Origin of the sequence: Streptomyces sp. YIM 130001 (genome assembly GCF_003574445.1) — a bacterium.
Taxonomy (GTDB): Bacteria; Actinomycetota; Actinomycetes; order Streptomycetales; family Streptomycetaceae; genus Streptomyces.
Map to the genome: position 1 here is coordinate 209,730 of NZ_KZ984556.1, position 12,857 is coordinate 222,586.

Consider the following 12,857-nt stretch of genomic DNA (forward strand, 5'->3'; position numbering starts at 1 on the left):
GCAGACGGACAGGGCAGGAGTCCGCCTACGCAGCGTGCACGCACCGCGACCTCCTGCTTCCACGGTAAACATCGTGTCCGGCCCGCACCAGGAGAATGCGCGCACAACCGGCCAATAACCTGGGACGTCAAAACGCGTGCTTCCGTGGGGTGTTGGGCCGTTACGACCGGAAGTCGGCGGTCGCCGGCGAGTGGTGCTCCGGGGCGAATCGCGCGGACCGCCCGCGGTCGAGTAGCGTTGCCGACCATGCGTCTCGTCATCGCCCGCTGCTCCGTGGACTACGCGGGCAGGCTCACGGCCCACCTCCCCCTCGCGCCCCGCCTCATCCTGGTGAAGGCTGACGGCAGTGTCTCGATCCATGCGGACGACCGGGCGTACAAGCCCCTCAACTGGATGTCGCCGCCCTGCACCCTCAAGGAGGGCGACGACAACGTCTGGACCGTGGTCAACAAGGCGGGCGAGAAACTCATCATCACGATGGAGGAAGTCCTGCACGACTCCTCCCACGAACTCGGCGTGGACCCCGGCCTGATCAAGGACGGCGTGGAGGCGCACCTGCAGGAGCTGCTCGCCGACCGGATCGACACGCTCGGCGAGGGCTACACGCTGATCCGCCGCGAGTACCAGACCGCCATCGGCCCGGTCGACATCCTCTGCCGGGACGCGGAGGGCGCGACGGTGGCGGTGGAGATCAAGCGGCGCGGCGAGATCGACGGCGTCGAGCAGCTCACGCGCTACCTGGAACTCCTCAACCGCGACCCTCATCTGGCGCCCGTACGGGGCGTGTTCGCGGCGCAGGAGATCAAGCCGCAAGCACGGGTACTCGCGACGGACCGCGGCATCGGCTGCGCGGTCCTGGACTACGACGCGCTGCGCGGCATCGAGGACGACAAGCTGCGACTGTTCTGACCGCAGCCTGCGACTGACCGACCAGCGGCCCCGGCGGGCCCCGTCCGATCGAGGACGGTGCCCGCCGGGGCCGCTGCGGTTCTGGCTCTATCCGGCGCTCGAGGACGACTGGGCCGGCTCGCTGCGCGAGGCCGACTCGGACTCGCCCTCCGAGGTCTCCGGCGCCGACGGCGGCGGCTTCTCCGTGGTCGGATCGGGATCCGGGGACGACGGGTCCGGATCCGGCGATGACGGGTCCGGGTCCGGAGAAGACGGGTCCGGGTCGGGCGACGAGGGGTCCGGGTCCGGGGACGACGGGTCCGGGTCGGGTGTCGAGGGGTCCGGGTCCGGGGACGTCGGATCGGGTTCCGGAGACGACTCCTCGTCCGTGGGCGACTCGGACGGCGTCGGGGACCCGGCGGAGGTGGGCGGCGCGGACGGCTCGACCGCCTCCTCGCTCGTCTCGTCCTCGGTCGGCTGGTCCGCGGGCGGCATGTCGTCCTCGACGGCGGACGGGCCGGGTCTGACCTTGTTGGACGGCGGCTCGTCGTCGGAGGCGGCCCCTAGCGTCACCACCGTGCCCAGGACGGCGGCCAGCAGCACTCCGGCCCCCGCGGCCGCGAGGTTGCGCCGCGCACCGAGAACCACGCGCTTGCGGCCGCCGGAGGCGCCCGTCGCGGCGCCGCCCGCGGGTGCGTCCGACGCGGACCGTGTGACCACGGTCGACGGTTCCTCGACCGGCTGCTGCACCGCACCCGCGCCCCCGGCCGGCACCCCGAACGCCGGGACCCCGACGGGCGGCGAGGCCGGCCCCTCGTGGCGCGCGCCGGGCACTTCCTCGCCCGCCGTACCGCCACCGTGCACGACACCGCCGGTGCGGTCCGCGACCAGCGCGAGTGCCCGCCGGCCGGCGACCGTGCCGCGCTTGTCGGCGAGCGCGCCACGCATGCCGATGGACGCCTCGAGCTCGGCGCGGGCCCGGTCGAGCTGCCCACCGATCAGCGCGAGAATCCCCAACTCGTGGTGGAAATAGGCCTCTTCGCCCACCTCGCCGGCGCCGCGCGCGGCCTCCTGACCGGCCCGCAGGGCCCGCTCCCAGGCTCCGAGGGCGAAGGCGGCCGCGTACGCCGGCGCGGCGGTCCGCGCGAGCAGCACCGCGGCGCTGGCGTATCCGGGCGCCGGCGCGGGCACCAGGACGGCCAGTGCGGCGAGCGCCGCGTCGGCCTCGGCGGCGGCCCGCTCCGGCGTCACCGACGGGTGACCGGCCCACCAGGCGTAGTGCTGAGCCGCCGCGAGCGCACGCTCCCCCGCGTCGTCCGCGTACCCGCAGGTCTCCAGCTGGGTCCGCACACCGGCCGCCAGCCGGTAGCGCGCGCCGACGGGCGTGACGAGCGCCGCGGCCGCGAGTTCACCGAGCGCGGCGTCCGCGTGGGTGTCCCCCACCAGGGCCGGCAGATGCGCCTGGTGCGGCACCTCGCCGCCGAGCGCGACGGCGAAGCGCAGGGTGGCCCGCGCCGATGCGCTGAGCCGGGAGGCGAGCAGCGCGGCGGGCGCGGCCCCTTCGGCCAGGGTCGGCAGCGGTACGTCGTGCATGTCGTCGGCGTCGAAGGGTGCGTCGAAGGGCGCCTCGGCGTAGTAGCCGTACTCGTCGAAGGCGGTGGGGTCGGCGCGCAGCAGATCGCGCTGTCGCAGCAGCGCGCCCGCCTGCACGAAGCGGAGCGGCAGGCCCTCCGACTCGAACCAGAGGTCGGCGGCCCAGCCGGCCTCGTCGTCGGTGAGCGGGCGGCCGACGGCGCGCTCGAGGAGTTCGAGTCCGCCGCTGCGGCCGAGCCCGCCGAGGAACACCTCCTCGAGGTGCGAGTCGGCGGACGGCGCGGCGACGTCCGGGGTGGCGGCGACCAGGACGGCGCACTCCGGGGTCGCGTCGAGCAACTCGTCGAGGGCAGCGCCGCCGAACTCGAGGTCGTCGAGGACGACGATCGCGCCGATGCCGTTGACCAGGGCGAGCAGTTCCGTGTGGTCCGGCCGGTGCTGCGGGCTGCGGAAGGCGGCCGCGTAGAGCTCGTGCAGCAGGTCGGCGGGGCCCCTGCGGTGGCCGTTGAGTCTGATCACGCCGTCCGGCGCGAACTCCGCGCAGTCGTCCGCGACGGCGTCGAGCAGCGCGGTGCGACCGGATCCCGCGGGCCCGGTGAGGCGTACGGAACGCCCCCGGGCGAGCAGCCGCACCAGACGCTCGCGCTCCTCCTGGCGCTCGAGGAGCGGCAGCCGGGGCAGCGCGGGACCCGCCGGGGCCGGTGGGCGGGCGGCGCTGCGCACCTCGGCCCGCTCGGCCGCGGAGTACTTCTGCGGGCGAGGTGGCTGTTCACCGGGCGGGCAGGGTTCGATCTCGCTGCCGTCCACGGGGTTCACGGTGAGCAGGAAGTCGCCGGTGACGAGCTGAACCGTGCGCGCGGGCAGGGAACTTGCGAACTCGGGCGTGAGCGCATCACGCGGCGGGCGCGGCGCACTTCCGCCGGGCGCCGCTCCCCCACCGGGGGCGGCCGCTCCTGGCCCACCAGCCCCACCGATGTCACGGCCGTTCTCTTCAGGTCCCCGGTTTATCGGGTCCATGGTCAAAGCCCCCCAAAAGCGTCATGTGCCGATGGCCTCCCCGACCTCTCGCACATGCCACTGTCGCTTCTGGTCCGGTGTCCGCTGCCCGACGGCATCGTCAAGGGCGAGCGACCGAACCCTAGACCTTCGGCCAGTATCACGGAACGGGCGGGGTGCCGCCCTGCCCCGGACGTCACATTCTCGTGAGGATTGTGGGCCGACATCGCGCTCCACCTCGTACGCGGCATTACAGGGGAGTTGCCCTGATACCGCCCTCGATGGCCAGGATGCGGTGCAATCGCGTGGCGACCAGGAGCCGCTGCATCTGCGGCGGGACGTTCCGCAGGACCAGACGCCGTCCGCAGCGGCCGGCCTGCCGGTGCGCACCCATGATGACGCCGAGTCCGGTGGCGTCGAGGGCGGCGAGATCCGAGAGGTCGAGTACGAGATCGCCCGCACCCTCGTCGAGGGCAGAGTGCAGGACCGTCCGGGCGTCCGCCGCGCTTCGTACGTCGAGGCTGCCCCCGACGGTCAGCTCGGCGTGGTCGCCCCTGATGTGCATATGCGCTCCCCGGGTACTGCTTCTTCACGTCACTGTGGTCACTTCGTTCACACTGAACTGTGGTCTCACTGAACTGACTGGCGAACGGGCGCAGAAGTTGCCGTCCGTGAGCGAACCGATACCCGAATTCACTCGCCAGGGGGACGTCGCGTGAGTCGCGGCGCGAATTCAGTGCTTGTAGAACCCCTGTCCGCTCTTGCGGCCGATGTCACCGGCGTCGACCATCCGGCGCATCAGCTCGGGCGGAGCGAACTTCTCGTCCTGGGATTCCGTGTAGATGTTGTCGGCCGCGTGCAGCAGGATGTCGACGCCGGTGAGGTCGGCGGTCGCCAGCGGCCCCATGGCGTGGCCGAAGCCCAGCCTGCAGGCGGTGTCGATGTCCTCGGCGGTGGCCACGCCCGACTCGTGGAGCTTGGCGGCCTCGACGACGAGCGCCGAGATCAGCCGGGTGGTGACGAAGCCGGCCACGTCCCGGTTGACGACGATGCAGGTCTTGCCCACGGACTCGGCGAACTCCCGTGTGATGGCGAGGGTTTCGTCGCTGGTCTTGTGTCCGCGGACCAGTTCGCACAGCTGCATCATCGGGACCGGCGAGAAGAAGTGCGCGCCGACGACGCGCTCGGGACGCTCCGTACCCGCCGCGATCTTGGTGATCGGGATGGCCGAGGTGTTGGAGGCGAGGACGGTGTCGTCCTTCACGAGCTTGTCGAGGGCGGCGAAGATCTCGTGCTTGATCTCCAGCTTCTCGAACACGGCCTCGACGACGATGTCGGCGTCCGCGGCGGCGTCCAGATCGGTGGTCGCGGTGATCCGGCCGAGGGCGGACTCGGCGTCGGCCGCGTCCAGCTTCCCCTTGGCGACGAACTTGTCGTAGGAAGCCTTGATGCCGTCGGTGCCGCGGGTCAGCGCGGCGTCGGTGACGTCGCGCAGCACGACGTCCCATCCCGCCTGTGCGGAGACCTGGGCGATTCCGGAGCCCATGAGTCCGGCTCCGATGACGGCAAGCTTCCTGGCCACTGTGCGATCCCCTTACACGCTGGTGCACTTACTCGCTGTTTATCAATGGTCTTCAGCGGACCCTAGCGGCCGAGAGGCTGCTGTGGGGCCCTTCGAGACGCGCGTCACGCCCACTCGCCGCCCGATCACCGCTCCCCCAACGCGCCCCCGGCGCACGCCAGATGACCACCTCGCCGACGCGCCCGCCGGCACACCTCATGGCAGACGTCACACCGACAGGATCAGCCCTCACGCACCGCGTAGCCGAGGACCGAATCGCCCCATACGCCCTCGATCTCGTCGAGCAGCACGAGGGCCGCGCGCGAGACCTCGTTCGCCTTCTCGCCGTTCACCATCCGCCCGCCGATGAATGCCATCAGAGTGCTCTGCAGCCAGGCGATCTGACCCCCCATGAGAAGCGGGAGCGGATCACCGGCCTGGGCGCCGGTCTCCTCGCGGAGCGTGTTCACCACGTTCTGGAGCGCCTCCTGCTGGACGTACCAGAGGCGGGCGCGCAGCGTGGGCGCATCGTGCAGGACGCGCATGAAATCGGCGTATCCGTCGAAGAGACCGACCCGCGGCGACACCACCTCCACCTCGGCGCGCAGTTCGCGCAGGACCGCCGCCGCCGCGGACTCACCCACGTCGCGGGCACGCACGTAGCGGGAGAGGCGTTCGACGATCCCCGCGCTGCGGTCGAGGAACAGGTCCTCCTTCGCCGGGAAGTAGTTGTACACGGTGTTGACCGAGACCTCGGCGACGTCGGCGATCTCCGCGATCGTCACCGCGTCGAAGCCGCGCGCGAGGAAGAGACCGGTCGCCACGTCCGAGATGTGCTGCCGGGTCCGGCGCTTCTTGCGCTCCCTGAGCCCTTCGTTCTTCGGCTCCACGGGCTCGTCCGCCGCTGTTTCCGCTGCCATCGGCCCATCGTACGTGCGCGTGCAGTGACTGAAACCTTGAGCGGAACACAAACCTGGGTCGTCCATAATTTTGAGTTCATTGCAAAATTTCATCGACTCTGTTTTTCTGGAGCCATGGCGATCCTCAGCACCGCGGGACTCTCGCGGACCTTCCAGACCAAGCAGGGCCCGGTCGAGGCCGTACGGAGCATCGACCTCACCGTCGAACCCGGCGAGATCCTCGGCCTCCTCGGGCCGAACGGCGCCGGCAAGACCACCACGCTCCGCATGCTCACCACACTGCTCGCGCCCACCAGCGGCGCCGCCACGGTGGCCGGCCACGACCTGCTCACCGACCCCGCGGGCGTACGGACCCGCACGGGGTACGTCGCCCAGTCCGGCGGCACCGACCCGAACATCTCGGTGCGCGAAGAGCTCGTCACCCAGGGCCGCCTCTACCGGCTCAAGCGGCCCGACGCCATCGCCCGCGCCACCCAACTGGCCCGGGAACTCGGCCTCGACGACCTCCTCGACCGCCCCACCCGCGCCCTGTCGGGCGGCCAGCGACGGCGGCTCGACATCGCGATGGGTCTCACCCACCGCCCCGATCTGATCTTCCTCGACGAGCCCACCACCGGCCTCGACCCGGCCGGCCGCACCGAACTGTGGGACCTGGTACGGAAGTTGCGCACGGAACACGGCACGACGGTGTTCCTGACCACGCACTATCTGGACGAGGCCGACGCGCTTGCCGACCGCATCGTCGTGGTCGACGACGGCAGGATCGTCGCCGACGACACCCCGGCCGCCCTCAAACTGCGCCACGCGGGCTCGCCGCAGGCCTCGCTGCAGGACGCGTTCCTCGCGATCACCGGACGCGGTCCCGCACCGGAGAACCGGATCCCGGTCGCCACCTGACGCCGCCGCGCGGACGAACCCGCCCCGCCGTCCCCCACCTCAGCCCTAGGACCGCTCATGCTCCTGCACGACACCTCGATCGTCTTCGGCCGGTACGCCCGCCAAACCCTCCGGTCCAAGTTCCAGATCCTCTTCGGCATCCTGATGCCCCTGCTCTACCTGGTCTTCTTCGGTCCCCTGCTCACCGATCTGCCACTCGGCTCCCGGGGCGACTCCTGGCAGATCCTGGTACCGGGGCTGCTGCTCCAACTCGGCTTGTTCGGAGCCTCGTTCGCCGGCTTCTCAGTGATCATCGAGAAGAACACCGGGGTGGTCGAGCGGATGCGCGTCACTCCGGTCAGCCGCCTCGCCCTGCTGCTCGGCCGGGTGTTGCGGGACGCGCTGCTCTTCGTCTTCCAGGCCGTACTCCTGGTGCTCGCCGCCGTCGTGATGGGACTGCGCGCGCCGCTCGGCGGGATCCTCATCGGCTTCGCCTTCGTCGCGGTGCTCTCGCTGTCGCTCGCGTCCCTCAGTTACGGGCTCGCCATGTCGGTGCGTACGCCGCAGGAGTTCGGACCGGTGATCAACAGCGTGACGATGCCCGCGATGCTGCTGTCCGGTCTCATGCTGCCGATGGCACTCGCGCCGGACTGGCTCGACCTGCTCTCGCACTTCATGCCGTTCCGGTATCTCGTCGACGCGGTCCGCGCGGGCTACGTCGGGGACTACGGGAACTCCCACATGCTCTACGGCACCCTGATGGCACTCGCACTCGCCGCGGTGTCCGTGACAGTGGGCACACGTCGCTTCCGCAAGGCCGGAGCGTGACGGCGGGCGCGTAATCTCGGAGCATGGTCAATCTGACGCGCATCTACACCCGTACCGGCGACAAGGGCACCACGGCACTGGGCGACATGAGCCGCACCGCCAAGACGGACCTGCGGATCGCGGCCTACGCCGACGCCAACGAGGCCAACGCCGCCATCGGTACCGCACTCGCCCTCGGCGGCCTGGACGAGGAACTGACCACGGTCCTGGTACGGGTCCAGAACGACCTCTTCGACGTGGGCGCCGACCTGTCCACCCCGGTGGCGGAGAACCCCGAGTTCCCGCCGCTGCGCGTCGAGCAGTTCTACATCGACCGGCTCGAGGCGGACTGCGACACGTTCCTCGAGCGGGTGGAGAAACTGCGGTCGTTCATCCTGCCGGGCGGTACCCCGGGAGCGGCTCTGCTGCACCAGGCCTGCACCGTGGTCCGCCGTGCCGAACGCTCCACCTGGGCCGCGTTCGAGGCGCACGGCGAGACGATGAACCCGCTCACCGCCACGTACCTGAACCGCCTCTCCGACCTCCTGTTCATCCTGGCCCGTGCGGCCAACAAGGAGGTCGGAGACGTGCTGTGGGTGCCGGGCGGCGAGCGCTGAAGCCGCCACCGCCCGGCGTGCTCCCGCGTCAGGCGACGAAGCGGGCGATCTCGCGCAGGACACTGGTGTCGGCCAGGAACCCGAGGTGCGTCTGGCAGGCCACGTTGTTGTTGTCGGCGCCGTCCAGGCGCGTGCTGGTGTACGGCAGGATGATGCCGTCGCAGGCCGAGTACCAGGTCGCGTACTCGGTGGCGCCGGGCGTCTCGTCCCCCGCGGTGATCTCGTCGATGAACGACGAGCCCGGGTACATCTGCTGACAGGTCGGGTAGATCAGGCAGGCGCTCGCGAACGTGGTGCCGTGGTTGGCGCCGGCGATCGATGCGAGGTGGCTGACGTCTCGGTGGCCGCCGAGCACCTTCAGGTAGTACTGGCTGACCAGGCCGCCCATCGAGTGGTTGACGATCGCCACCTGGTCCGCACCGGTCCCCGACTTCACGTTGTCGACGAAGGACGCCAGGCCCTGGGCGTTGTTCACGTTGTTGCCGTAGGAGTCGTACTCGTAGGCGAACAGGTCGTCGCTCGACCAGCCGTTCGCCCGGAACACCGTCTTCGCGGCCGTCCAGTTGGAAGCGCTGCCGGTGTAGCCGTGGACGAAGACCACGGGTGTGTCGGTGCTGAGCGGCGCAGGCTCGGACGGCGCCGCCGAAGCGGGCGACATCAGGCCGAACGCGAGGCCGAAGGCCGCGAGGACACCGAGAACTCTGCTGCGGATACGACGCACAGGGACCCTCCGATGGGGACAGGTTGCTCGAACCGGTCCAGGGTCGTGCGGTGCGACGGCCACGGCATCGGCTGAATCACCGGCGTCCCACAGGCCCCCTGGTCAGCGGCCCTGCGCCTTGCTGAGCGGCCGCTCCTCCTGCGGTGCCGAGGCGGGCGCCCGCTTCGGGAACACCGTGTACCAGACCCCGATGGCCACGTTGATGGCGATCAGGAAGAGCATCTTCTCCTGCCACGCCCGCAGCGAATCGACCGAGCCGTCCGGGCCCACGTACCAGACGGCCCCCTGCAGCAGGCCCAGGGCGATCGCCGAGGCGAGGGTCCAGCGGGCGGCCAGTTTCCACTCGTGGATCGCGCGCCGGACACCGTACTTCGGGGTGTCGGGCGGTGGCCCGCCGGCGAAGCGGTGGGCGACACGGACGTCCACCCACTTGATCGTGTAGTGGCCGAGCGCGATCGAGTAGCCGATGTAGACGGCGGCCAGTCCGTGCTTCCAGTCCGGTTCCGCGCCGTTCTTCAGATCGATCACGGTGACCACGAAGAGGATCACCTCGAGCAGCGGCTCGCAGAGCAGTACGCCCACGCTCGCCCGGGGCATCCTGGCCCAGTAGCGCAGCACGAGCCCCGCGGCGAGCAGCACCCAGAAGCCGACCTCGCAGATGATGATCAGCCAGACGATCATGGCCCGTCTCCTCTCGACACTCACCAGACTGTCGCCCGTTCACGTGCGGGGCGTCGTCGGCGGTGACGAACTGCGACTGCATCCTTCGATGTAGTGCGCTTTCCGCCGTCACGGGGAGGTCCCGGGCCGGACCGCCGTGTTGGATGGAGGGGTGAGCATCCATCCGACACTGCGGCCGCACCGCGACGACGTCATGATCGCCGTCGCCGGGCTCGCCGGCGGGCTCGTGCTCTGGGGCGTCGGGCTCGGCATGAACCCCGGGCGCGTCTTCGACGGATCGTGGCTGCTCGTCCCGCTCGTCCTGATGGCCTGCCTCGAACTCCTACGGCGCACCCGGCCGGCCTTCGTCGCCGCTGCCGGCACCCTGGTCCTGGTCCTCGACCAGCTCACCCAGGGCAGCCTGGCCAGCGTCATGATGTACACGGACCTGATCTACGCCGCGGTGCTCTACGGATCACCCGCCCTCGCGCGCCGGCTGCCGGTGATCACCGGGGCCGCCGCCGTCTGTGTCCTGGTGGGCATGCTGGCCTGGATCCGGGAACCGGAAGCCATCCTGATCGGCGTGCTGACGGGCCTGGTGACCTACGGCCCCGCGGCCACCGGCATGCTCGTACGCAATCACCGGGAGACGGCGGCGGCCGAGCGGCTACGGGCCCAACAGACCGCGCTGCTCGCCGACATGGACCGCGCCCAGGCGGTGAACGCGGAGCGCTCCCGGATGGCCCGCGAGCTCCACGACATGGTGGCCAACCACCTCTCGGCGATCGCCATCCACTCCACCGCGGCCCTCTCCCTCGACGACCCCGCAACGGCCCGCAACGCCCTCGGCGTGATCCGCGAGAACAGCGTCGACGGACTGGCCGAAATGCGACGCCTGATCGGACTGCTCCGGGACTCGGGCGGCGACCACGAGGCCCACGCCCAGCCCACCCTGGACGGCCTCGAGTCCCTCGTCGAGCAGGCCAGGGCCGGCGGCGGCCCGTCCGGCGGCCTCACCTTCGCCCTCCACGACGAACGCCCCGACGGGGGTACGAAGCTGCCGGCGCCGGTCGAGCTCGCGGCGTACCGCATCGTCCAGGAGTCCCTGACGAACGCCCTCAAGCACGCCTCACCGGGCGAGGTGACGATCCGCCTCTCCCGTACGGACAGGGCCCTGCGCATCGTGGTGACGAGCCACTTCGGCGGCCGGGACGGGCCGCGGGCACCCGGATCCGGTGCGGGCCTGGTCGGCATGGGCGAACGTGCGACCTTGCTCGACGGCACGTTCGAGGCACTGCCCGTCGACACCGACGACCCCGCGGTCAAGCTCTGGCGCGTCACCGCAGAGCTTCCCGTGGAGCATCAAGGAGGAACCGCATGATCCGCGTCCTGGTCGCCGAGGACCAGTCCGCCGTACGCGCAGGGCTCGTACTGATCCTGGGCAGCGCACCGGACATCGAGGTCGTCGGCGAGGCGGCGGACGGCGAGCAGGCGGTGACGATGACCCGCGAGCTACGCCCTGACCTGGTCCTGATGGATGTCCAGATGCCCCGGCTCGACGGCGTCTCCGCGACCCGGCAGGTGGTCGGCGAACAGCTCGCGGACGTGCTGGTGCTCACCACGTTCGACCTGGACGAATACGTCTTCGGGGCGCTGCGCGCGGGTGCGTCCGGTTTCCTCCTGAAGAACACGGAGGCGGGCGACCTGCTCGACGCGGTCCGTACGGTGGCCCGGGGCGACGGGCTGATCTCGCCCGCCGTGACGCGGCGCCTGATCGCCGAGTTCGCCTCGACACCGGTGCGGACGGCCGGAGCGGCCGATTCCGCGGCGCTCGAGTCGCTCACGCGGCGGGAGGGAGAGGTGCTGGCCCACCTCGGGCAGGGGCTGTCCAACGCGGAGATCGCCACGCGTCTCGACATGGCGGAGGCGACGGTCAAGACTCACGTCAGCCGGCTGCTCGCCAAACTGGGGCTCCGCAGCCGGGTCCAAGCCGCCGTGCTGGCGCAGGAGTTGGGCCTCTAGGCCGGGGGGCGGGGCCGGGGAAAGCCGTGCGGGGCTCGACGCAAAAGACGCGCTAGGCGACATTCACCCGCTGGCCGGGAGGCGCCGCCTCCAGCCACGCGAGGAACCCCGTCAGCGCGTCCTCACTCATCGCCAGCTCGATCCTCGTGCCGTCCTGCAGACACCCGAGCACAATCGCGTCGGAGAGCAGCGCGAGCTCCTCCTCCCCCTCGGGAGCCCGCCGGTCCACCACTTCGATCGTGGCCCGCTCGAGATTCCGGCGTGGCCGCGGGGCGTAGGAGAAGACCCGGAACCATTCGACCCGGTCACCGTTGTAGCGGGCGATCCCGTAGGACCAGCCCTTGCCCGAGGTGTCACCGCTGTCGGGGGCGTTCCACCTCAGGCTGCAGTCGAAGGTCCCCCCGGAGCGCTGGATCAACCGCCGGCGTACTCCGAAGACCAACAGGCCCACCAGTACCAGGACGACAACGAGCGCACAGACAAGCACAGCGAGGATCATCGGCACCGACCTCCTCGCTTCCAGTAACGGAACTGACCTTCACCTGCATCGCCACAGCCGCGACCGGGTCTGGAATATCCAGACCGGCCGCGGCTGAGTCGATTGCCTGATCTCTCGGCGTCGCGCTCGCTCAGTGCGCCGCCACCGCTCGGAGGCGGACATCGGCGCGCCGCTCGGCGGCCGCGTCGGCGTCCGACTTCGCGCGGTCGAGGGCACGCTCCGCGCGACGGACGTCGATCTCGTCGGCCAGCTCCACGGTCTCGGCCAGCAACGAAAGCTTGTCGTCCGCGAACGAGACGAACCCTCCGTGCACCGCGGCGACGACCGTGTCGCCCCCGCCGGTACGAATGGTCACCGGGCCCGATTCCAGCACACCGAGCAGCGGCTGGTGACCGGGCATGACGCCGATGTCGCCGGACGTGGTGCGCGCGACGACCAGGGTGGCCTCGCCGGACCAGACACTACGGTCGGCGGCGACCAGCTCGACATGCAGCTCAGCAGCCAAGGTGGCTCCTCGGGTCACCACCCGGCGGCTTCGCCGGGTGTTGGGTCATAAGTCTAGTAGGGCCCGAAAGTGCCGGAGCACCGAGCCCTTCCGGGCCCTTCGGACCCGTCTCCGGGACGGGTCCCGGAGGGGTCGAGCAGGAGGCGTGGGCGCGGGGGGGCGGGACTGGTCCCGTCCCCCGCGTCGAGTCCG

The 12,857-nt window shown here is 70.8% G+C and carries 14 protein-coding genes; 6 read left to right on the plus strand and 8 right to left on the minus strand.

Annotated features, from left to right (window positions below):
- Nucleotides 1-246 precede the first annotated feature (246 nt).
- Nucleotides 247-909, plus strand: coding sequence for an endonuclease NucS (gene nucS, locus DSC45_RS18175; RefSeq protein ID WP_205571364.1), 663 nt, complete (start codon nt 247-249; stop codon nt 907-909).
- Between the two features lie 87 nt (nt 910-996).
- On the opposite strand, the gene DSC45_RS18180 is transcribed toward nucS, so the two are convergent.
- The 4 genes from DSC45_RS18180 to DSC45_RS18195 form a co-directional block, all read right to left on the minus strand.
- Entirely contained in the window at nt 997-3,498 is a 2,502-nt protein-coding gene (locus tag DSC45_RS18180) for an ATP-binding protein (protein ID WP_119292206.1), read from the minus strand.
- Nucleotides 3,499-3,727: 229 nt separating this feature from the next.
- The gene (locus DSC45_RS18185) at nt 3,728-4,042 is read right to left on the minus strand and encodes an STAS domain-containing protein (protein WP_119292208.1); all 315 of its coding nucleotides are present in this window, start codon (nt 4,040-4,042) and stop codon (nt 3,728-3,730) included.
- A 168-nt stretch (nt 4,043-4,210) separates the two neighbouring features.
- A complete protein-coding gene (locus DSC45_RS18190) occupies nt 4,211-5,059 on the minus strand; it encodes a 3-hydroxyacyl-CoA dehydrogenase family protein (protein ID WP_119292210.1) in 849 nt (282 codons plus the stop codon).
- A gap of 221 nt (nt 5,060-5,280) precedes the next feature.
- Entirely contained in the window at nt 5,281-5,958 is a 678-nt protein-coding gene (locus DSC45_RS18195; RefSeq protein ID WP_119292212.1) for a TetR/AcrR family transcriptional regulator, read from the minus strand.
- Nucleotides 5,959-6,072: 114 nt separating this feature from the next.
- On the opposite strand from DSC45_RS18195, the gene DSC45_RS18200 reads away from it, so the two are divergent.
- Genes DSC45_RS18200 through DSC45_RS18210 form a run of 3 tightly spaced genes read left to right on the plus strand, consistent with a single transcriptional unit; the run spans nt 6,073 to nt 8,258 of the window.
- Nucleotides 6,073-6,855 carry an ABC transporter ATP-binding protein gene (locus DSC45_RS18200; RefSeq protein WP_119292214.1) on the plus strand — a complete coding sequence of 261 codons (783 nt, stop codon included), beginning with the start codon at nt 6,073-6,075 and terminating at the stop codon, nt 6,853-6,855.
- A gap of 57 nt (nt 6,856-6,912) precedes the next feature.
- Nucleotides 6,913-7,662, plus strand: a complete 750-nt coding sequence (locus DSC45_RS18205) for an ABC transporter permease (protein WP_119292216.1) — start codon at nt 6,913-6,915, stop codon at nt 7,660-7,662.
- Between the two features lie 23 nt (nt 7,663-7,685).
- On the plus strand, nt 7,686-8,258 hold the full coding sequence (locus DSC45_RS18210) for a cob(I)yrinic acid a,c-diamide adenosyltransferase (protein ID WP_119292218.1): 573 nt from the start codon (nt 7,686-7,688) through the stop codon (nt 8,256-8,258).
- 28 nt (nt 8,259-8,286) lie between these two features.
- Here the strand turns inward: DSC45_RS18210 and DSC45_RS18215 are convergent, their stop codons facing one another.
- On the minus strand, nt 8,287-8,979 hold the full coding sequence (locus DSC45_RS18215) for an esterase/lipase family protein (RefSeq protein ID WP_240434706.1): 693 nt from the start codon (nt 8,977-8,979) through the stop codon (nt 8,287-8,289).
- Nucleotides 8,980-9,081: 102 nt separating this feature from the next.
- On the minus strand, nt 9,082-9,660 hold the full coding sequence (locus DSC45_RS18220) for a hypothetical protein (RefSeq protein WP_119292220.1): 579 nt from the start codon (nt 9,658-9,660) through the stop codon (nt 9,082-9,084).
- A gap of 193 nt (nt 9,661-9,853) precedes the next feature.
- Here DSC45_RS18220 and DSC45_RS18225 point away from each other — a divergent pair, with 193 nt between their 5' ends.
- Together DSC45_RS18225 and DSC45_RS18230 are read left to right on the plus strand one after the other, a co-directional pair.
- On the plus strand, nt 9,854-11,020 hold the full coding sequence (locus tag DSC45_RS18225; RefSeq protein ID WP_119292357.1) for a sensor histidine kinase: 1,167 nt from the start codon (nt 9,854-9,856) through the stop codon (nt 11,018-11,020).
- The gene (locus DSC45_RS18230; RefSeq protein ID WP_119292222.1) at nt 11,017-11,661 is read left to right on the plus strand and encodes a response regulator; all 645 of its coding nucleotides are present in this window, start codon (nt 11,017-11,019) and stop codon (nt 11,659-11,661) included. The genes DSC45_RS18225 and DSC45_RS18230 overlap by 4 nt, the downstream gene beginning before the upstream one ends.
- Before the next feature lie 52 nt (nt 11,662-11,713).
- On the opposite strand, the gene DSC45_RS18235 is transcribed toward DSC45_RS18230, so the two are convergent.
- A complete protein-coding gene (locus tag DSC45_RS18235) occupies nt 11,714-12,160 on the minus strand; it encodes a DUF2550 domain-containing protein (protein ID WP_119292224.1) in 447 nt (148 codons plus the stop codon).
- Between the two features lie 130 nt (nt 12,161-12,290).
- Nucleotides 12,291-12,665 (minus strand): F0F1 ATP synthase subunit epsilon, encoded by a 375-nt coding sequence (locus tag DSC45_RS18240; RefSeq protein ID WP_119292225.1) that lies wholly within the window; start codon nt 12,663-12,665, stop codon nt 12,291-12,293.
- Between the last annotated feature and the right edge of the window lie 192 nt (nt 12,666-12,857).

Excerpts from the sequence above, each read along its gene's own strand:
- nucS (WP_205571364.1), top strand. The coding sequence starts at position 247 with ATGCGTCTCGTCATCGCCCGCTGCTCCGTGGACTACGCGGGCAGGCTC.
- DSC45_RS18180 (WP_119292206.1), bottom strand. The coding sequence starts at position 3,498 with ATGGACCCGATAAACCGGGGACCTGAAGAGAACGGCCGTGACATCGGT.
- DSC45_RS18185 (WP_119292208.1), bottom strand. The coding sequence starts at position 4,042 with ATGCACATCAGGGGCGACCACGCCGAGCTGACCGTCGGGGGCAGCCTC.
- DSC45_RS18195 (WP_119292212.1), bottom strand. The coding sequence starts at position 5,958 with ATGGCAGCGGAAACAGCGGCGGACGAGCCCGTGGAGCCGAAGAACGAA.
- DSC45_RS18200 (WP_119292214.1), top strand. The coding sequence starts at position 6,073 with ATGGCGATCCTCAGCACCGCGGGACTCTCGCGGACCTTCCAGACCAAG.
- DSC45_RS18205 (WP_119292216.1), top strand. The coding sequence starts at position 6,913 with ATGCTCCTGCACGACACCTCGATCGTCTTCGGCCGGTACGCCCGCCAA.
- DSC45_RS18210 (WP_119292218.1), top strand. The coding sequence starts at position 7,686 with ATGGTCAATCTGACGCGCATCTACACCCGTACCGGCGACAAGGGCACC.
- DSC45_RS18220 (WP_119292220.1), bottom strand. The coding sequence starts at position 9,660 with ATGATCGTCTGGCTGATCATCATCTGCGAGGTCGGCTTCTGGGTGCTG.
- DSC45_RS18225 (WP_119292357.1), top strand. The coding sequence starts at position 9,854 with ATGATCGCCGTCGCCGGGCTCGCCGGCGGGCTCGTGCTCTGGGGCGTC.
- DSC45_RS18230 (WP_119292222.1), top strand. The coding sequence starts at position 11,017 with ATGATCCGCGTCCTGGTCGCCGAGGACCAGTCCGCCGTACGCGCAGGG.
- DSC45_RS18235 (WP_119292224.1), bottom strand. The coding sequence starts at position 12,160 with ATGATCCTCGCTGTGCTTGTCTGTGCGCTCGTTGTCGTCCTGGTACTG.